This is a genomic window from Flavobacterium sufflavum, from assembly GCF_004016525.1.
GTDB lineage: Bacteria > Bacteroidota > Bacteroidia > Flavobacteriales > Flavobacteriaceae > Flavobacterium > Flavobacterium sufflavum.
On sequence record NZ_SACJ01000004.1, the window covers coordinates 368,245 to 387,845 of the forward strand.

At 35.9% G+C, this 19,601-nt stretch carries 18 protein-coding genes; 17 read left to right on the top strand and 1 reads right to left on the bottom strand.

Features of this window, described 5'->3' with window-relative positions:
• Positions 1-71: 71 nt before the first annotated feature.
• The 10 genes from EOD40_RS09590 to EOD40_RS09635 all read left to right on the top strand — a co-directional run bounded on the left by EOD40_RS09590 (position 72) and on the right by EOD40_RS09635 (position 9,475).
• Positions 72-638, top strand: a complete 567-nt coding sequence (locus tag EOD40_RS09590; protein ID WP_128194964.1) for an anthranilate synthase component II — start codon at positions 72-74, stop codon at positions 636-638.
• Positions 639-715: 77 nt separating this feature from the next.
• Positions 716-1,708: an anthranilate phosphoribosyltransferase gene (gene trpD / locus EOD40_RS09595; protein ID WP_128194966.1), complete on the top strand. Its 993-nt coding sequence runs from the start codon at positions 716-718 to the stop codon at positions 1,706-1,708.
• Positions 1,709-1,760: 52 nt separating this feature from the next.
• Positions 1,761-2,543, top strand: coding sequence for an indole-3-glycerol phosphate synthase TrpC (gene trpC / locus EOD40_RS09600; RefSeq protein ID WP_128194968.1), 783 nt, complete (start codon positions 1,761-1,763; stop codon positions 2,541-2,543).
• 95 nt (positions 2,544-2,638) lie between these two features.
• Positions 2,639-3,277, top strand: a complete 639-nt coding sequence (locus EOD40_RS09605) for a phosphoribosylanthranilate isomerase (protein ID WP_128194970.1) — start codon at positions 2,639-2,641, stop codon at positions 3,275-3,277.
• Between the two features lie 10 nt (positions 3,278-3,287).
• Positions 3,288-4,469 carry a tryptophan synthase subunit beta gene (gene trpB / locus EOD40_RS09610; RefSeq protein ID WP_128194972.1) on the top strand — a complete coding sequence of 394 codons (1,182 nt, stop codon included), beginning with the start codon at positions 3,288-3,290 and terminating at the stop codon, positions 4,467-4,469.
• Between the two features lie 151 nt (positions 4,470-4,620).
• A complete protein-coding gene (locus tag EOD40_RS09615) occupies positions 4,621-4,941 on the top strand; it encodes a gamma-glutamylcyclotransferase family protein (RefSeq protein ID WP_128194973.1) in 321 nt (106 codons plus the stop codon).
• Between the two features lie 162 nt (positions 4,942-5,103).
• The gene (trpA, locus tag EOD40_RS09620; RefSeq protein WP_128194975.1) at positions 5,104-5,865 is read left to right on the top strand and encodes a tryptophan synthase subunit alpha; all 762 of its coding nucleotides are present in this window, start codon (positions 5,104-5,106) and stop codon (positions 5,863-5,865) included.
• 223 nt (positions 5,866-6,088) lie between these two features.
• A complete protein-coding gene (locus tag EOD40_RS09625) occupies positions 6,089-6,919 on the top strand; it encodes a serine protease family protein (protein ID WP_128194977.1) in 831 nt (276 codons plus the stop codon).
• Between the two features lie 233 nt (positions 6,920-7,152).
• On the top strand, positions 7,153-8,019 hold the full coding sequence (locus EOD40_RS09630; protein ID WP_128194979.1) for a class I SAM-dependent methyltransferase: 867 nt from the start codon (positions 7,153-7,155) through the stop codon (positions 8,017-8,019).
• A 73-nt stretch (positions 8,020-8,092) separates the two neighbouring features.
• The gene (locus tag EOD40_RS09635) at positions 8,093-9,475 is read left to right on the top strand and encodes a DUF6055 domain-containing protein (protein WP_128194981.1); all 1,383 of its coding nucleotides are present in this window, start codon (positions 8,093-8,095) and stop codon (positions 9,473-9,475) included.
• A gap of 112 nt (positions 9,476-9,587) precedes the next feature.
• Here the strand turns inward: EOD40_RS09635 and EOD40_RS09640 are convergent, their stop codons facing one another.
• Complete coding sequence (locus tag EOD40_RS09640) at positions 9,588-9,869, bottom strand: hypothetical protein (RefSeq protein WP_128194983.1); 282 nt, start codon at positions 9,867-9,869, stop codon at positions 9,588-9,590.
• Positions 9,870-10,157: 288 nt separating this feature from the next.
• Here EOD40_RS09640 and EOD40_RS09645 point away from each other — a divergent pair, with 288 nt between their 5' ends.
• The 7 genes from EOD40_RS09645 to ilvD all read left to right on the top strand — a co-directional run bounded on the left by EOD40_RS09645 (position 10,158) and on the right by ilvD (position 19,331).
• The gene (locus tag EOD40_RS09645; protein ID WP_128194985.1) at positions 10,158-10,547 is read left to right on the top strand and encodes a VOC family protein; all 390 of its coding nucleotides are present in this window, start codon (positions 10,158-10,160) and stop codon (positions 10,545-10,547) included.
• 200 nt (positions 10,548-10,747) lie between these two features.
• On the top strand, positions 10,748-11,311 hold the full coding sequence (locus EOD40_RS09650) for a helix-turn-helix domain-containing protein (RefSeq protein ID WP_128194987.1): 564 nt from the start codon (positions 10,748-10,750) through the stop codon (positions 11,309-11,311).
• An 84-nt stretch (positions 11,312-11,395) separates the two neighbouring features.
• Positions 11,396-13,810, top strand: coding sequence for a heavy metal translocating P-type ATPase (locus tag EOD40_RS09655; protein WP_128194989.1), 2,415 nt, complete (start codon positions 11,396-11,398; stop codon positions 13,808-13,810).
• A gap of 101 nt (positions 13,811-13,911) precedes the next feature.
• Positions 13,912-14,139 carry a heavy-metal-associated domain-containing protein gene (locus EOD40_RS09660; RefSeq protein ID WP_128194991.1) on the top strand — a complete coding sequence of 76 codons (228 nt, stop codon included), beginning with the start codon at positions 13,912-13,914 and terminating at the stop codon, positions 14,137-14,139.
• 11 nt (positions 14,140-14,150) lie between these two features.
• A complete protein-coding gene (locus EOD40_RS09665) occupies positions 14,151-14,591 on the top strand; it encodes a DUF3347 domain-containing protein (RefSeq protein ID WP_128194993.1) in 441 nt (146 codons plus the stop codon).
• 307 nt (positions 14,592-14,898) lie between these two features.
• A complete protein-coding gene (locus tag EOD40_RS09670) occupies positions 14,899-17,166 on the top strand; it encodes a multicopper oxidase family protein (RefSeq protein WP_128194995.1) in 2,268 nt (755 codons plus the stop codon).
• A 476-nt stretch (positions 17,167-17,642) separates the two neighbouring features.
• Complete coding sequence (gene ilvD, locus EOD40_RS09675; protein ID WP_128194997.1) at positions 17,643-19,331, top strand: dihydroxy-acid dehydratase; 1,689 nt, start codon at positions 17,643-17,645, stop codon at positions 19,329-19,331.
• The last annotated feature ends 270 nt before the right edge of the window (positions 19,332-19,601 follow it).

A 19,601-nucleotide genomic window follows, 5' to 3' on the forward strand; every position in this document is an offset into this window, starting at 1 on the left:
ATTAATAACAGCGAAAAAGTTAAGAGTTAAATATTAAGCAAAAAAACTCATAACACTCAACTTTAATTAAAATGAAAAAAATATTAGTTATAGATAATTACGATAGCTTCACTTACAATCTGGTGCATTATCTGGAAGATTTAAATTGTGAAGTAACGGTGTATAGAAACGACGAATTTGAATTAGACGAAATTGCTCATTTCGACAAAATTCTTCTTTCTCCTGGACCTGGAATTCCTGACGAAGCTGGTTTATTAAAACCGGTTATCGCAAAATATGGTGCTACCAAAAGTATTTTTGGTGTTTGCCTTGGTCAACAGGCTATCGGAGAAGTATATGGAGGAACGCTTTCTAACTTAGACAAAGTGTATCACGGAGTGGCAACCCTGGTAAAAACGGTGGTGGACGACGAAATTTTATTTCAAGGATTGGAAAAAGAATTCGAAGTGGGTCGTTATCATTCATGGGTTGTTGATGCAACTCTACCAGATGTTTTAGAAGCTACTTCTTTTGACGAAAATGGTCAGGTTATGTCTTTACGTCACAAAACATTGGATGTTCGTGGGGTACAATTTCATCCGGAAAGTGTGTTGACTCCTAATGGAAAGAAAATGCTTGAGAACTGGGTAAATTCATAGTATTCAGTTAGCAGATTTCAGTAATCAGTTATAAAAAACATTGTGCCTTTATGCCCTTGTGGCAAAAAAACTTTATAATGAAAAACATATTAAACAGATTAATCAATAACGAATTGCTTTCTAAAGAAGAGGCTAAAAACGTCTTGGTTAATATTTCTAACGGAAGTTACAACCCAAGCCAAATTGCAGCTTTTTTAACCGTATACATGATGCGAAGCATCAGCATTGATGAGCTGTCCGGTTTTAGGGAAGCGCTTCAGGAATTGTGTGTTCGTATTGATTTATCCGATTACAACACTATTGATTTAGTAGGTACCGGAGGAGATGGAAAGGATACTTTCAACATTTCTACTTTAGCTTCTTTTATAACTGCCGGAGCAGGAATAAAAGTGACCAAACATGGAAATTATGGAGTTTCTTCTATTACGGGTTCGAGTAATGTGATGGAAAGTCTAGGTATCAAATTCAGTAATGATTCTGATTTTCTAAAGAAATGTGTGGACCAGGCCGGAATTTGTATTCTGCACGCTCCACTATTTCATCCTGCCATGAAAAACGTGGGACCTATTCGAAAAGAATTAGGGGTAAGAACCATTTTCAATATTTTGGGGCCAATGATTAATCCGTCATTTCCAAAAAACCAATTGTTAGGGGTTTTCAACCTTGAACTGGCCAGAATGTATGCTTATCTGTATCAAAATACCGATAGCAATTTCACCATTGTTCATGCATTAGACGGTTATGACGAAGTATCTTTAACAGGGGCTACAAAAGTGATTACTCATAGTACCGAAGGAATGATCAATCCAGAAGATTTTGGTGTTCGATTAATACAACAAAGCGAAATTGAAGGCGGAAAAACCGTTGCCGAATCGGCTCAAATGTTTCTTAATATTATTTCCGGAAAAGGTACTGAAGCACAAAACAATGTGGTTTGTGCCAATGCTGCTATGGCAATTGCTACCGTTACAGGATGCACAGCATTAGAAGGGTTTGAACAAGCCAAAGAAAGTTTATTCTCCGGAAAAGGATTGACAGCTTTGAAAAAATTACAAGAGTTATCTCTTTAAAATAAAAAACTAAGTACCTCAGTATCTTAGCAACTTAGCATCTTTAAAAAAAATGAATATATTAGATAGAATCATAGTTGACAAAAAAAGAGAAGTCATTCTTAAAAAATCAATCATTCCGGTTTCCCAACTGGAAGCTTCGGTATTCTTTGGAAAAAAGACCATTTCTTTAAGCAACAATTTAAGAAACAGCAACTCTGGAATCATTGCCGAGCATAAACGTCGTTCGCCTTCTAAAGCCGAAATCAATTATGGTTTTACGGTAGAAGAAGTGGTAAAAGGTTACGAAAGTGCCGGTGCCTGTGGGATTTCGGTTCTAACAGACGGAAAATACTTTGGTGGTTCTTTAGACGATTTATTATTAGCCAGAGCATCGGTAAATATTCCATTATTACGAAAAGAATTCATTGTAGATGAATATCAAATCTTAGAGGCCAAAGCACATGGAGCCGATTTGATTTTGCTAATCGCAGCGGTTTTAACCCGCGAAGAAATCAAATCGTTATCTGAATTTGCAAAAAGCCTTGGATTAGAAGTTTTATTGGAAGTTCACAACCAGGAAGAATTAGAAAAATCGATCATGCCTACATTGGATATGATTGGAGTAAATAATCGAAACCTAAAAACTTTCGAAGTAAGTCTGGATTTCAGCAAGCAATTGGCTCACCAAATCCCGGATGAATTTGTAAAAGTTTCTGAAAGCGGAATCAGCTCAATTGACGCTATCAACGAACTAAAACCTTATGGTTACAAAGGTTTCCTGATAGGTGAAAACTTTATGAAAACCGACAATGCCGGAAAAGCAGCGACGGAATTTATTTCAAAATTAATTTAAACACAAAGAACACGGAGAAAGCACAAAGAACACAAAGCTTTGTGAACTTTGCGCCTACTTAGTGCACTTTGTGGTTAAAAAAAAAATAGAACAAAATGAAAACCAAAATCTGCGGCATGAAATATCCCGATAATATACTCGAAGTAGGCTCGCTCCTACCCGATTATATGGGATTTATATTTTGGGAGAAATCGGCTCGATTTTTTGACGGCTATATTCCTAATTTGCCTCAATCTATTAAAAAAGTAGGGGTTTTTGTCAATGAAACCGTCGAGAATATTGTCGAAAAAGTTCAAAAACACGATTTACAGGCCGTACAATTACACGGAAAAGAATCTGTAGAATTTTGTTTAAATTTGAAAACTGAATTTCAGAATCTGAAATTAGTTCAGATTGAAATCATAAAAGTATTTTCGGTTGCTGATGATTTTGATTTCTCAGTGCTGGCACCATTTGAAGCCGTATGTGATTATTTTCTTTTTGATACCAAAGGAAAATTACCCGGAGGAAACGGAACCACATTTGACTGGAAAGTCTTAGAAAACTACCCTTCGACCAAACCTTTCTTCCTAAGTGGCGGAATAGGAATAGAAGAAATGGATGCCGTCAATGCAATATTAAAGACCAATTTACCCGTTTATGCCATTGATGTAAACAGTAGATTTGAAATAGAACCGGGATTAAAAAACGTACAATTATGTAAAGATGCACTAAAACGCATTGATACCAATTAAAACATATAAAATGTCATACAACGTTGATGAAAAAGGCTATTATGGCCAGTTTGGAGGAGCTTACATTCCTGAAATGTTATATCCTAATGTGGAGGAGTTACGCCAACAATACCTAAAAATTACAGCTGAACCGGAATTTAAAGCTGAGTTTGACCAATTACTAAAAGATTATGTAGGACGTCCCAGCCCATTGTATTTTGCAAAAAGACTTTCTGAAAAATACAATACTAAAATCTATCTGAAAAGAGAAGATTTAAATCATACCGGAGCACACAAAATCAACAATACTATTGGACAGATTTTAGTAGCAAAAAAACTAGGCAAAAAACGTATTATTGCCGAAACTGGTGCCGGTCAACACGGTGTGGCTACGGCAACAGTTTGTGCTTTAATGGGACTGGAATGCATTGTGTATATGGGCGAAATCGACATCAAACGTCAAGCACCAAACGTGGCCAGAATGAAAATGCTGGGTGCCGAAGTTCGTGCTGCGCTTTCTGGTTCAAGAACACTAAAAGACGCCACTAACGAGGCCATTCGCGACTGGATTAACAATCCTGTTGATACGCATTATATCATTGGCTCAGCCATTGGACCACATCCTTATCCTGATATGGTAACGCGTTTTCAAAGCGTTATTTCTGAGGAAATCAAATGGCAGTTAAAAGAAAAAGAAGGACGTGAAAATCCTGATTATGTAGTGGCTTGTATTGGAGGTGGTAGTAATGCTGCCGGTACTTTTTACCACTTTTTACATGAGCCTGAAGTAGGCATCGTAGCCGTTGAAGCTGCCGGAAAAGGAGTGAATTCAGGACACAGTGCTGCAACGAGCAAATTAGGGAAAGTAGGTATCATCCACGGTTGTAAAACCCTGTTGATGCAAACGCCTGACGGACAAATTACCGAGCCTTATTCTATTTCGGCCGGATTGGATTATCCGGGTGTAGGACCTATGCACGCACATTTAGCCGAATCAGGTCGCGCCGAGTTTTTCTCTGTAACCGATGATGAGGCTATGAAAGCCGGTCTGGAACTTTGCAAACTCGAAGGTATCATTCCTGCAATTGAATCTTCGCACGCTTTGGCGGTGTTGAACGACAAAAAATTCAAACCCGAAGATGTGGTGGTTATTTGCCTTTCAGGTCGTGGCGATAAAGATCTAAATACCTATATCGATTATTTTAAATACTAATAGGGCGTTACCCCGTCTCGTCAAAAAAAACGAGACGGGGTCGGGCTGTACGTTCCCGCTTTTTTTGAGGCAAAAAAAATGCCTCAAAAAAGAGCTCCACTACCATCCCTAACGCAAACAATAAAGAAAGTCTAATTTCAAAACAGTACAAATGGAAAAGTTATTCGCTTACGGAACTTTAAAAGACAAAGACATTCAAGAAAACATTTTCGGTCGCTCACTAAAAGGAGTTCCAGACAGATTAGTAGGTTTTGTAATTAACTATATCGAAATTGAAGAGGAATTTGGCATAGAAAGATATCCTATTATTGTTGCTACCAGAAATCCCGAAGACATTGTTACCGGATTAGTATATGACATCACCGAACAAGACGTTTATCTTGCCGACACCTACGAAGGTTTGCATTACAGACGCATCGAAGTAACCTTAGAATCCCTTCAAACTGCCTGGGCATATATTGTTACCAATTAAAAACAAACTGATAGCACTAACTTTTAAATTTACCATTTGAAATATTTTAAACATTAAGAAATTAAGAGAATTTAGACTTAACTTATCTTAATTCCTTAATGGTTCATCAAAAAACAAGCTTAAATTGATAACTCAATTTGTGGTAAAAATCGAAACTTTACAATGAACAGAATCGAACAAAAATTACAAGAAGACAAAAAGATACTTTCCATCTACTTTTCGGCGGGATATCCCAACTTGAACGATACGGTACAAATTATCCAGGACTTAGAAAAAAGCGGTATTGACATGATCGAAATTGGCTTGCCATTTAGCGATCCGTTAGCCGACGGCCCTATTATCCAGGCAAGTTCTACAACTGCTTTACACAACGGGATGACCTCCCAAATTTTATTTGACCAACTAAAAGATATCCGTAAAACGGTGTCGATTCCACTGGTAATCATGGGCTATTTTAACCCAATGTTGCAATATGGCGTAGATGCTTTTTGCGCTAAATGTGCCGAAATTGGTATTGATGGTTTAATCATTCCTGATTTACCGGTAGATGTGTATGCTGAACAATACAAAGCTACTTTTGACAAATACGGTTTAATTAACGTGTTTTTAATTACACCACAAACTTCTGACGAGCGCATTCGTTTTATAGACAGCGTTTCCAGCGGATTTATCTATATGGTAAGCTCGGCAAGTGTTACGGGTTCGCAGGCAGGATTTGGCAACGTACAGGAAGATTATTTCAAACGCATTGCCAATTTGAATTTAAAAAATCCACAAATCGTAGGATTCGGAATCAACAATACCGAAACCTTCAACCAGGCTACTCAATATGCCAAAGGCGCTATTATTGGTAGTGCGTTTATTACTCACTTAAAAGAAAACGGCAGTGGAAAAATTGCAGATTTTGTAAAAGCGATTCGATAGTTTATCTTTCAATTAAAATTTATTATACCGCAAATTCGCAAATTAAAATTTTGTGAATTTGCGGTATTTTTTTGTTTTTGAATGGTAGTGTTTTACAAAAATAATAAGATTATTTTTATATATTTGACAACTAATAAAGTCTGACGTTTGTCTGACTTAGCCTCCCAAATACGGGTATAAGTCTGACTACTTCAGTAGTATACACAAGTTATAGCTAATTTTTATGAACGAAATCCTTAACCATTACAAAAACTTACAACTTAAAGATATTGCTGAAGCTTATTCGTGTACTTGTCAACTTATAACTATTAAGGATGATAACCCCAAATCTCATGGCACTGGAATATTTATTGAAGTTGATGCAGAAAAATTTCTTGTAACAGCTGCTCATGTTATTGACAATAAAACCGACAATCTATTTATTCCAGTTGGGGAACACAACTTGCTTTCACCTGGTGGAGACGTTACTTTTACGGCATTAACACAAAACCGAGAAAAGGATAAAATTGACATTGCAATCTTTAAATTATATCCCGAAACAGTTTCTAAAATACCGCCAATTTATAAATTTCTATCTCAGTCGCAACTTGGAGTAAGTCATGAGTTTTTGAATCTTCCAATGTATTCAGCCGTTGGCTTTCCCACTTCAAAGTCTAAAATAAAATACAAAGAAGATAAATTTATTACAAAACCATTTTTCTATACAACAATGCCAACTGACGCAAAATTTTACGCGCAACTAAACAGGGATTTCCATTCGAACATAATAGTTAATTATGATAAAAACAGAGTATTTAATCACACAAACTCAACAATTTCGAATGGTCCTGATACATATGGAATGAGTGGATGTGGACTGTGGTTTTCAGATCCTAAAGAAATTGTAAGTGGTAATAATTCAAAACAACTTGTAGCCGTCATGACTGATTGGCCTAAAGAAAATCGAAAATGTTGGATAGGAACTAGAATTGATGTTATTACTGAGGTTTTAAGAATCAAGTATGGCTTAAATTTACCAAAATCAAATATTTTAAAAGTTTCAAATTTAAGTTAAAACTGGTTATAACAGCAAGCAAAAATAATTGCCTAATTTTTCAGGTAATTGCACCCCTCACTGGCTCGATTTCATCGAATATCCCCAACTGGTGTATTCACACCCAAACTGGTGCATTCTATGATAAAAAGTCAAACACTATTAATCTAAACCAAAACTATTTAGAACAGCAATGACTATGATTTAATACAAGAATAAATTCTTATCTTTATAAGAACATCAAAATCAAGCTTATGGAACCAACAGCACCTCAATTTGATCCTGTTAAGTACAAAAATACGACTCGCGACCAGTGGCAAGAAACAGCTGATGCTTGGTTTCGTTGGAGTCCTACACTTAACCAATGGCTTGGTAATGCCACTGAAAAAATGCTTGATATGGCTGGAATCACCACCGGATATCGCGTTCTTGATATCGCTGCGGGAGCGGGTGAACAATCCATCACCACAGCTAAAAAAGTGGGTTCTTCAGGCGAGGTCTTAGCTACTGACATTTCTTCAAATATTTTGGAATATGCCCAAAAAATGGCCGAACAAAATGGCTGCAGTAATATCAAAACAAAAGTAATGGATGGTGAAAACCTAAGTCTTGAAGATGGAACATTTGATGCCGTTATTTCCAGAGTTGGACTAATCTATTTTCCTGACCAACAACAGGCATTAAAAGAGATGTTACGGGTACTTAAGCCAGGCGGAAAAGTTGCTGCCATTGTTTATTCGACTCCTGAAAAAAACAAATTTTTCTCGATTCCTGTTTCTATTATTCGCAATCGGGCAAAACTGCCACCACCTCTACCAGGTCAGCCTGGCCCTTTTAGCTTAGGTGCTGAAGGTATTATTGAAAAAGCGTTTGAGCAGGCTGGATTTATAAATGTAAAATCAGAACTTGTAGACTCGCCTTTACAACTTTCGTCAGCAAGTGAGTGCTTGCGATTTGAAAAAGAATCATTTGGCGCCTTGCATCAAATGATGAGTAATTTATCTAGCGCAGAAAGAGAAGCTGTCTGGGACGAAATTGAAAGAGAACTTCAAACCTTCGAATCTGAAAAAGGTTTTACCGGACCCTGCGAAATGGTTGTAGCCGTTGGAGAAAAACCTTAATTTCACCGAGTTCGTAATAACAAGATTTTGCTCTATTACGTTTACTCTATTAGCAATCAACATTAATACAACCATGAACCAACTTAAATATTTCAAAGCCTTTTTATTTTATATTGCTTTAAGTTTTTCTAGTACTGCTGCTGTAAGCATCCCTTCTAACTCAAAAACAACAGCTCCTGCAAATTTTAACTATACTTTTGGCGAAAAACCCATCGGAGGAAAAGAAATTTACATCCCAATTGAATTAAAGAATAATGATTTCAATTCTAACGATAGTGAATGGAGCTATCAAAGAAGTGCTTCTTCCGATAATATCATTATTTTTTGGGCAAAAGGATTTGGGCAATATCCTGACAAAGCCCCTAATCCGAAACTTTGCGTAGATATTAATAATACATTGGCAAAAGCCGAAAATTATTATTCCTATTATCGTGACACGATGAAATTTGTGGTAAAAGGAAAATCAAAAACAGATCAATACCGAATGATTATAATACTCCGTTATCAGGAAGAATGGTTGGCCACCGGAGCGGGCTATGACAATGTGATTGGGGCTTTATGGGTTAATCCCTGGGCATCAAGAACCGATTCGGCATTAGCTCATGAGTTTGGACATACTTTTCAATATCAAACAGCCTGTGATGGAAATTATGGTTTTAGAGATCAAAATTATGTAGGCCAATTTTGGGAGCAATGTGCACAATACATGTCATGGCAAATAAACAATAGCAGTTTCACTCATGAAATACCTCATTTCTTAAAAAATGTGCATAAAAATTTCTCGCATGAAGATTACAGGTATCAGTCTATGTACTTAATGGAATTTTGGAAACAAAAACATGGAGTAGATTTTTTAGGAAAACTTTGGCGAGGAGCTAACGTTCCGGAACATCCGCTACAAACCTATAAAAGAATTACTGGAATTAATCAAAATCAGTTAAATGATGAGTTTTTTGAATATGCCTGTAAAAATATCGCTTGGGATTATCCTTTAGGAATCTACAATAAATCATTCATTAAAAACTTAGCTATAGCTGAGCAAAAAAAATTCAGGCATCATACTGCGCTGGAAGTTGCAGATAATGGGTATTATAAAATATCTGACACCCAAACTCCTCAAATCTATGGTTATAATGCAATACAACTTAATGTTCCGGCATTAGAAACTAAGGTAACTGTTGATTTTGAAGGTCTAAAAGGACAATGGTCTTCTATTGAAGGATGGCGTTATGGTTTGCTTGTGATAAAAGAAAATGATACAGTCATTTATGGCACCATGAAAAAAGCAAAAAAAGGCAGATCCATAATCACAATACCCGAAAATGCCAAAGAACTTTGGTTAGTGGTAACTGGAGCTCCTACTGAACACCTTAACCATGTATGGGATAACAAGCCTGACAACGACGAAAATTTCCCTTATAAAGTAAAATTCACTAACACATCCTGGATGGAATAATTTTGCTTTTAAATAAAAACCAATAAAAAACGGCGCAAACTCTATAGAGACTTGCGCCGTTTTTTATCCTTGAACACAAAGAAAAATCAATTCCTGATAAAAGGAAAAGTTACTAAAACAACTTATATATTCTGTGAATTGGGATCATTACTCCTTGTTTTAAAATAACATTTTTGTCGGTAACAGCCCAGACGGTAGTATTAACTATCTTCTTAGATTCATTGTCTTCAAAGAAAATTTTAATTTTTGAATGCTCTAAATTCCCCAATGACAAAGCCCGGTTTATTTCACTTATTCTCGTTTTTATTTCGCCAGTATCCTCCAGAACATCTGTTGCAGGAAACTTAAGAGAAGCTATGTCTTCTTTTTCAATGATTGTGAATTCTTCTGTCATAATTGTAAAAATTTAATTAATACTAAACTAAATTATTGTAGTAAAACAAAAAGCTTTAAACATTATATTTTAACAATAACCGTATCTTAAAAATAAAAATTATCTTTTTTTTAAATGCCAATATTTTATTAATTTTCTAATGACAGTCCTATAGAAATTGCATCAGGTCCCCACTTAAACAGAAAACAAAACGCTAGAAAGCTGAATCAAAACTATTTATAAGAACAATGACTATTATTTAATGCAAAAATAAATTCCTAATTTTATAAGAACATCAAAAGAAAGCTTATGAAAACGAATCAAATATGGGGAAATTTAGCTGTAAAAGATCTTGAGCGAACAACTAAATTCTACACAACATTGGGTTTTAAACCCAATGGCAATTCGGAAGAACTGAGCAGTTTCTTTTTTGGTGATAACAATTTTGTTATACACTTCTTCATAAAAGAACAGCTTGAAAAATTCATGCCCGGAATAGCTGACTTATCCAAAGGAAACGAAATTATATTTAGTTTATCGGCAAAAACCAAAGAAGAAGTTGACAACTGGGCTGCTGAAGTTAGAAAAGCAGGAGGAACAATTTTCCTCGAACCAACAAACTATGAACAAGGATACACTTTTGGTTTTTCTGATCCCGACGGACATAAGTTTAATGTTTTATATTGGCCTGGAATGTAGGTTGTTTTAGTTTGTACAAAATATCTTTTCCTAAAATTGAATAAAAAAAGAATCGCTGAAACTGTAAAAATTGTTGAATGGAAAAACAATAGCATCAACCATTTCAAACCATTTCCGCTTTTACTGTAAATACAAACTCTAATTTTCATAACTTCGTTTTTCCAGTGCTAATTGTTCGATTGCATAAAAAAAATCAAAAAATGAATAAACTCTTTATTAAAAATATGGTTTGCAACCGCTGTATCATGGTGGTTCAAAATGAAATGGATAAATTAAATCTAAGCGTTAAACATATTCAATTAGGAGAAGTAGTATTCGAAAATGAATTATCTGAAGAGCAAAAAAAAGCAATCGATAAAGCCTTATCCCCATTGGGATTCGAACTCATTGACGACAAAAAGAGCCAGATTATTGAAAAAATAAAAAACACAATTATCAGGCTGGTACATCATCAGAATAACGAACTAAAAAACAATCTCTCTGAAGTACTCAGCAGCGAACTGCATCACGATTACAATTATTTATCCAATCTGTTTTCGGAAATTGAAGGAACTACTATCGAAAAATATTTTATCACTCAAAAAATAGAGCGGGTAAAAGAATTATTAGTCTATAATGAATTGTCTTTAAGCGAAATTGCATTCCAACTTAATTATTCGAGCGTTGCTTATTTGAGTAACCAATTCAAAAAAGTAACCGGGCTTACCCCTAGTCATTTCAAACAAATCAAGGAAGACAAAAGAAAACCTTTGGATCAATTGTAAATCTTACAAATCAATTCCAAAATTCCACAACAGTCCTCTTTGATTTTATCGCCAACTTTGTATGTATAATTTAAATTACACATCATGGCAACAAATTCGAAACCAATACTATACCTGCCCTTAGAAAACGTAGAAAGCGAACATTGTGCGCTAATTGTAGACAAAGGTCTTGCCCAAATTAAAGGTATTGAAAGCCATAAGGTAGAACTCAACAATAACAGAGCGGTTATTACAGTTAGCAATAATGATGTGGTTTCCGAAGCTATAAAAGTCATCAAAGATTTGGGCTATGGTGTGACCACCATGAAAAAAAACATCCCTGTACTCAATATGTCTTGTGCTTCCTGCGCTGTTAGTGCCGAAAGTATCGTAAAACCAATTGATGGCGTTGTAAATGCCAGCGTCAATTTTGCCACTGCAACTCTAACGGTTGAATACCTTCCTAATATGACCAATCCTTTAGCTTTGCAAAAAGCAGTACAATCGATAGGTTATGATTTATTGATAGAAAGCGAATCAACACAGCAGGTAACACTCGAAGCCATTCACGAGGAAAAGTTCTACCTGCTAAAACAAAAAACGCTATGGGCTACTATACTATCATTTCCTGTGGTTGTAATTGGAATGTTTGCCATGGATATTCCTTATGCCAATGAAATCATGTGGCTGCTTACTACTCCAGTGGTGCTTTGGTTAGGAAAAGATTTTTTCATCAACGCCTGGAAACAGGCAAAACACCGCTCGGCTAACATGGATACCCTTGTGGCATTGAGCACCGGTATTGCTTATATTTTTAGTGTACTAAATATGCTTTACCCTGATTTCTGGCACAAAAGAGGTTTACACGCTCATGTGTATTTTGAAGCGGCTTCGGTAGTAATTGCTTTTATTCTTTTGGGGAAATTATTGGAAGAAAAAGCCAAAGGCAACACCTCATCTGCTATTAAAAAACTAATGGGATTACAACCCAAAACAGTCGTTTTAATCTTGCCGGATGGACAGCAAAAAGAAATAGCCATAGAAGAAGTCAACGCTGGAGATACAATTCTGGTAAAACCGGGTGAGAAAATAGCTGTTGATGGAATAGTACTCTCGGGCAATTCTTATGTAGATGAAAGCATGCTAAGCGGTGAACCCATTCCTGTATTAAAAACGACCAACGAAAAAGTCTTTGCAGGAACTATCAATCAAAAAGGAAGCTTCCAGTTTAAAGCCCTGAAAGTAGGCAAAGAAACCATGCTGGCCCAAATAATCAAAATGGTACAAGATGCCCAGGGTAGTAAGGCTCCTGTGCAAAAATTAGTCGATAAAATTGCCGGCATTTTTGTGCCAATTGTAATAGGAATTGCAATTCTCACTTTTATAATTTGGCTAATACTTGGTGGCGATAACGGCATCGTTCATGGACTTTTAGCCGCAGTGACAGTATTAGTAATTGCCTGTCCCTGTGCTTTGGGATTAGCCACTCCTACTGCTATTATGGTAGGCGTAGGTAAAGCCGCCGAACAGGGAATTTTGATTAAAGATGCCGAAAGTCTCGAACTCGCTAAAAAAATCAATGCCATCGTATTAGACAAAACAGGAACCATAACCGAAGGCAAACCCAAAGTAACAAACATAAAATGGCTAAAAGAAGATACTACAAGCAAACAAGTTTTATTAAGCATCGAAAAACAATCGGAACATCCATCAGCAGAAGCAGTTGTAGATTATTTTACTGAAGAACAAAATATTCTAATTCATTCTTTCGAAAGTATTACAGGAAAAGGCGCCAAAGCTACTTATGCTGATGAAACTTATTTTGTAGGGAACAAAAACTTAATAAAAAGTAACAATATCACTATTGCTGACGAATTACAACAACAAGCCAATAAATGGAGTAATGAGTCCCAAACAGTAATTTGGTTTGCAAACAGCAACAAAGTATTAGCTGTAATTGCCATTTCAGACAAGATAAAAGAAACATCGGTTATCGCTATCCAAAAATTGAAAGAAATGGATATTGAAATCTACATGCTTACCGGTGATAATGAAGCTACTGCCAAAGCAATTGCAGCCCAAACAGGTATCCAGCATTATAAAGCAGAAGTTTTACCTCAACACAAAGCCGATTTTATAAAAGAATTACAAAGCAAAGGAAAGATAGTAGCCATGGTAGGCGACGGAATTAATGACAGTACCGCTCTGGCAACCGCCGATGTAAGTATTGCAATGGGTAAAGGAAGCGATATTGCGATGGACGTTGCTAAAATGACGCTAATTTCATCAGACCTTATCAAAATTCCACAGGCCATCAAATTGTCTAAACAAACTGTGGCTACTATTAAACAAAACCTTTTTTGGGCATTCATTTACAATTGTATTGGAATCCCAATAGCCGCAGGAATTCTCTATCCCATAAACGGATTTTTACTCAATCCGATGCTTGCTGGAGCAGCAATGGCAATGAGTAGCGTAAGTGTGGTAAGCAACAGCCTAAGGCTGAAATGGAAAAAATAAAAACCGTAAATGTCACAAATAAAACAGGAAATAGCGCAATAAACACGAACGCTAATTTATCCAACTTTGTATAAGTAAATCACATTTAATTTTTAAACCAAATGGAAAACAAACATAAAACACTCAAGTTCAAAACGAACATTAATTGTGGGGGTTGTGTAGCAACAGTAACTCCTTTTCTAAACGAAATAGAAGGCCTATATCACTGGGAAGTAGACACCGCCAACAAAGACAAAATTCTGACTGTGAAAACAGAGGAATTTAGCGAACAAAAAATTATAGAAACAGTCCAAAAAGCAGGCTTTAAAATTGAACCTTTAAACTCTTAAACTCAAAAACCATGAAAAAGAACTTATCACTATTAGCAATGTTACTGTTTGGATATTCAGTCTTTGCTCAAAATACAAATACACTTTTGAATAATTACATCAGTGTGAAAAACGCCCTGGTAAACAGCAATACTAAATTGGCTAACCAGGCAATCAGCTCATTATACCAAAGTATTAAAGAAGATGGCAATTTTAAACAGAAAGAAACATTGCTAAAATCTACTGAAAAGCTGCTTAAAGCATCTAACATTGAAAAACAAAGAGCGGTCTTTAATGAAGTATCAACCACATTATGGGACATCGTTAAAAACACTAAAAAAATCAACAAAACGGTTTACTATCAATACTGTCCTATGAAAAAAGCCTATTGGTTAAGCACTGAAAAAGAAATCGAAAATCCCTATTACGGTGCGGCTATGCTGAGCTGTGGTTCAGTTGTAGAAACAAAATAATTTGACCTCATTTTGATAATAACTTTAGCCGGTTCAAAGCTTATAATTTTATAAAAAACAAATTACTATTATTTCCCGGCTTCAAATGTCCTTAGCTTTCGCAGTCGAGTGTCAAATGTTTGAAGAATGCGTAAAAAGAAAAGCTGTTTGAGCGTAGCGAGTTCTTTTCTTTTAGCATTCGAAAACTAATTTGACCGACGAGGAAGCGAAGACTTGATTTTTTTGTTTCTTTTTTGATCAAGCAAAAAAGAAAAATGAAACTAAAATATAATCCTAATTGGCATATCAATTCTATTAAAACAAGATTATGAACACCATTTATTCTTTACAAAAACAGCTCTTTATAACAGTGTTACTATTGTTTACAATACAATTGGCCTTTTCCCAAAAAGTAGTTCGCTATGAGCTGAATGTAAAAGACACCATCGTAAACTATGCCGGGAAAAACAAAAAAGCTATTGCTGTAAATGGACAAATTCCCATGCCTACTCTGACTTTTACCGAAGGAGACACTGCCGAAATTGTTGTCCATAACCAGCTAAAAGAAAATACCTCCTTGCATTGGCACGGTGTATTTTTGCCAAATAAAGAAGACGGTGTTCCTTATCTTACCCAAATGCCTATTAAACCCGGTGAAACGCATACTTACCGCTTCCCTATTATCCAAAACGGAACACATTGGTACCATTCCCATTCCGGATTTCAGGAACAAATAGGTCTATATGGAAATTTTATAATGCTGAAAAAAGCAGATGATAAAACCTTCCGAAAAGCTATTGACGATTTACCAGCTGTTCCGATAATCCTAAGCGAATGGACAAACCTAAAACCGGATAATATTCAGAGAATGTTACGCAATGCCAATGACTGGGCTGCAATCAAAAAAGGAGCTACACAAAGTTATGCCGAAGCCATCAGCGGAGGACATTTTAAAACAAAACTAACCAACGAATGGAAACGAATGTTAGCCATGGACGTAAGTGATGTGTACTACGAAAAAATATTGATGAACGGTAGTCCTGAAATTTTTCTAAAAACCATCAACGGAAAACCTCTTAAAGCCGGTGATAAAGTGAGGTTACGCATTGCTAATGGAGGCGCTTCTTCTTATTTCTGGCTTCGCTATGCCGGTGGAAAAATAACTGTGGTTGCCAATGATGGAAATGATGTGGAACCCGTTGAAGTTGACCGATTGCTTATTGCGGTTTCAGAAACTTATGATGTAGTTGTAAGCATTCCCGAAGATGGGAAGTCCTATGAATTTATGGCTACCACCGAAGACCGTACCAACTCAGCCAGTTACTTTATAGGAAACGGAATTAAAGAGTCCGTTGGAGCTTTGCCTCACCTCAAATACTTTGAAGGGATGAAGATGATGAATGACATGATGAAAATGAACGGAGATCTTGATGACATGGGAATGAATATGAGTCTCAACAAAATGGATATGAATGTGGTTATGTATCCCGAAATAACAGGGGAAACAGCCAAGCAAAAAAAGAAAACACCGGCTGAAGAATCGGACGATAATTCCAATCGATACAATGCAAATGCCTTAGGAAAAACAGTGACATTAAACTATGCCATGCTTCAATCTCCTCAAAACACTACACTACCAAAATCGGCTGCGGTAAAAGAATTGAAATTTACTCTTACGGGAAACATGAACCGATACGTTTGGAGTATGGATAATAAAATACTTTCTGAGACTGATAAGATTCCTGTAAAAAAAGACGAAATACTCCGCATTACGCTCTACAACAACTCGATGATGCGCCATCCCATACATTTACACGGTTTTGATTTCAGACTTTTAAATGGTCATGGAGAAAACGCACCACTCAAAAATGTACTGGACATCATGCCAATGGAAACGGATACTATCGAATTTCTGGCAAATGAAGAAGGCGATTGGTTCTTTCATTGTCACATTTTGTATCACATGATGGCCGGAATGAACAGAGTATTTGAAGTGGGCGATTACAAAAATCCACTATTGACCAACAAAAAAGAAGCCTATAAAATGCTTCAAAAAGAAAGTGACATGCCTCACTTAATGGCAACTAGTGATTTTGCAAACAATGGTATCGACGGCGAAGCAATGCTCCAAAAATCACGATGGAGTCTAGGTACCGAATGGCGTTTGGGTTACAACAAAATGCATGGTTATGAAGTAGAAACACATCTGGGGAGATACATTGGAAAAATGCAGTGGTTAATGCCTTTCATAGGTTTTGACTGGCGTTACCGCAAAATGGGAATCGACGAACAAGAAACCAATTTATTTAAACAAGTCAACAAAAAAGACAATCGAAGCGCTATAAGTCTGGGGGTTATGTACACACTTCCGATGTTAATTAACTTCCAAACAGAGGTATACCAGGACGGAATTATACGCTTATCCTTAATGCGTGAAGACATTCCTGTTTCTAAGAGATTAAGAGCGGGCTTTATGGTAAATACCGATAAAGAATACATGTTGGATTTGCGCTATATCATTAACAAAAATATCGGCATTCGTACCCATTACGACAGTGATATGGGATTTGGCACAGGATTATCAATAAATTATTAAAATGAATGTGTTAGATATAATTAGTTTTTGATGATAATTTTTTACAAAAAAAGGAACATCAAATCACGTTTATTTTTGCATCAACTATAAATCAAAATACTGTTATTTCCGAGACTCAACTGTCCTTAGCTTCCGCAATCGAGTGTCAAATGTTTGAAGAATACGTAGAAAGAAAAGCTGTTTGAGCGTAGCGAGTTCTTTTCTTTCAGTATTCGAAAACTAATTTGACCGACGAGGAAGCGTAAGACTTGAAATCGAAGATTCATGAATACCAAAAAACAATAATAACTAATGAATATTTTTTTGTTTCTTTTTTGATCAAGCAAAAAAGAAAATTAGTAAGCCTCTATTTTTTTACTTCCGATAAAATGTAAATGGTAGTATTTCTTATCCGATATAATCTAACATACTTTTTAATAAAGTATAAGAATACCTATCTTTGCGCCCAAAATTTTAATTATACAAAAAGACATAGCATGAGAAGTGATGAAGTAAAAAAAGGACATCAAAGAACCCCGCATAGATCATTGTTTAGAGCAACAGGATTAGTTGATGAAGATTTTGATAAACCATTTATTGGAGTTGCCAATTCTTATATCGAAATTATTCCTGGACACTTTTTTCTGGACAGAGTATCAAGAGTAATCAAAGAAGAAATTAAAGCCAATGGTTGTGTGCCATTTGAATTCAATACAATTGGTGTAGATGACGGTATTGCAATGGGTCATGATGGAATGCTTTTTTCTTTGCCTTCAAGAGAAATTATTGCCAACTCTATCGAAACCGTAATGAATGCTCATAAGTTAGATGCAATGATTGCCATTCCTAACTGTGATAAAATTGTTCCCGGAATGATTATGGGAGCTTTAAGAGTAGATGTTCCTACCATTTTTGTAAGTGGTGGACCAATGAAAAAAGGACACACTAAAGATGGAGTTCCTATTGACCTTGCTACGGCTTTTGAAGCAGTTGGAAAACACGAATTAGGCGAAATTACCGATGAAGAATTAAAAGACATTGAATGTAACGCCTGTCCTAGTGGAGGAAGCTGTTCTGGAATGTTTACAGCAAACTCCATGAATACCTTAATGGAAGCTATGGGAATCGCACTTCCTGGAAACGGAACTATTCTAGCATTAACTAAAGAGCGTGAAGAATTGTACAGACAAGCGGCTAGAAGAATCTGCGAAATTGCAAAAGACAGCGCACAAACAGAAAAATTCAAACTGAGAAATATCCTTAACGAAAATGCAGTAAGAAATGCTTTTGCAGTAGATATGGCAATGGGTGGAAGTTCGAATACAGTGTTGCACATGCTTGCTATTGCTAAAGAAGCAGATGTTAATTTTAACTTGGAAGACATCAATAAAATATCAAAAAGAGTTTCTCATATTGCTAAAATTTCTCCAAGTTTATCAACCGTTCACATGGAAGACATCAATACTGCTGGTGGTGTAAATGCGGTGATGAAAGAAATGACTAAAAGAGGCGATGATATTCTATTAGACAACCTTACTATTACAGGAGAAACAATATTAGAAAAAATCAAAGATGCCTATATTAAAGACACGAATATTATCCACACTATAGACAATCCGTATTCTCAAGTAGGTGGTTTGGCTGTTTTATATGGTAATTTAGCCGAACAAGGTGCTGTTATTAAAACGGCTGGTATTACCGGAGACCGAGTATTCACTGGTAAGGCTGTTTGTTTTGACGGTCAACCGGAAGCCATTGAAGGTATTTTAGGAGGAAAAGTAAAAGCGGGTAATGTAGTTGTTATTCGTTACGAAGGCCCTAAAGGAGGTCCGGGAATGCAGGAAATGTTGGCACCAACTTCATTAATCATGGGAATGGGACTTGGAAATTCAGTTGCATTAATTACCGATGGTCGTTTTAGTGGTGCTACAAGAGGAGCGTCAATTGGTCACGTATCTCCGGAAGCTGCCGAAGGCGGAATGATTGGATTACTTAAAGATGGTGACGAAATCCATATTGACGTAGATCAATACATCTTATCAGTTAATTTAAGTGATGAAGAAATCGCAAAAAGAAAAGCGGAATTTGTTCCTCTTAAAAAAGTACTAAACTCAAAATGGTTAGGACAATACCGTTCATTAGTAACCAATGCCAGTAATGGTGCTGTTTTGAAATATGATTTATAATATCTGAATAAATTAAAAGAGATAAATTCTCTTAAAATAATAAACCTCGTTTTTCTCAATTTAAGTTTGAGATAAAACGAGGTTTTTTTATGCTTTATAGTTCCGAATTAAGAACACAACTTTTCCTACTTACAATTAACTATTTTAACGTGAGTTCGATATAATCACGTAATAAATACGTAAAAATAATTGTACAAAAAAGCAAAAGTTAGTATATTTAAAGTGCTTAATTTCAAACAAATACTAAACTTTTGCTTATGCTTTCGCTAG

Bases quoted from the DNA above. Each gene is read 5' to 3' on its own strand.
- EOD40_RS09590 (WP_128194964.1), top strand. From the start codon at position 72: ATGAAAAAAATATTAGTTATAGATAATTACGATAGCTTCACTTACAAT.
- trpD (WP_128194966.1), top strand. From the start codon at position 716: ATGAAAAACATATTAAACAGATTAATCAATAACGAATTGCTTTCTAAA.
- trpC (WP_128194968.1), top strand. From the start codon at position 1,761: ATGAATATATTAGATAGAATCATAGTTGACAAAAAAAGAGAAGTCATT.
- EOD40_RS09605 (WP_128194970.1), top strand. From the start codon at position 2,639: ATGAAAACCAAAATCTGCGGCATGAAATATCCCGATAATATACTCGAA.
- trpB (WP_128194972.1), top strand. From the start codon at position 3,288: ATGTCATACAACGTTGATGAAAAAGGCTATTATGGCCAGTTTGGAGGA.
- EOD40_RS09615 (WP_128194973.1), top strand. From the start codon at position 4,621: ATGGAAAAGTTATTCGCTTACGGAACTTTAAAAGACAAAGACATTCAA.
- trpA (WP_128194975.1), top strand. From the start codon at position 5,104: ATGAACAGAATCGAACAAAAATTACAAGAAGACAAAAAGATACTTTCC.
- EOD40_RS09625 (WP_128194977.1), top strand. From the start codon at position 6,089: ATGAACGAAATCCTTAACCATTACAAAAACTTACAACTTAAAGATATT.
- EOD40_RS09630 (WP_128194979.1), top strand. From the start codon at position 7,153: ATGGAACCAACAGCACCTCAATTTGATCCTGTTAAGTACAAAAATACG.
- EOD40_RS09635 (WP_128194981.1), top strand. From the start codon at position 8,093: ATGAACCAACTTAAATATTTCAAAGCCTTTTTATTTTATATTGCTTTA.
- EOD40_RS09640 (WP_128194983.1), bottom strand. From the start codon at position 9,869: ATGACAGAAGAATTCACAATCATTGAAAAAGAAGACATAGCTTCTCTT.
- EOD40_RS09645 (WP_128194985.1), top strand. From the start codon at position 10,158: ATGAAAACGAATCAAATATGGGGAAATTTAGCTGTAAAAGATCTTGAG.
- EOD40_RS09650 (WP_128194987.1), top strand. From the start codon at position 10,748: ATGAATAAACTCTTTATTAAAAATATGGTTTGCAACCGCTGTATCATG.
- EOD40_RS09655 (WP_128194989.1), top strand. From the start codon at position 11,396: ATGGCAACAAATTCGAAACCAATACTATACCTGCCCTTAGAAAACGTA.
- EOD40_RS09660 (WP_128194991.1), top strand. From the start codon at position 13,912: ATGGAAAACAAACATAAAACACTCAAGTTCAAAACGAACATTAATTGT.
- EOD40_RS09665 (WP_128194993.1), top strand. From the start codon at position 14,151: ATGAAAAAGAACTTATCACTATTAGCAATGTTACTGTTTGGATATTCA.
- EOD40_RS09670 (WP_128194995.1), top strand. From the start codon at position 14,899: ATGAACACCATTTATTCTTTACAAAAACAGCTCTTTATAACAGTGTTA.
- ilvD (WP_128194997.1), top strand. From the start codon at position 17,643: ATGAGAAGTGATGAAGTAAAAAAAGGACATCAAAGAACCCCGCATAGA.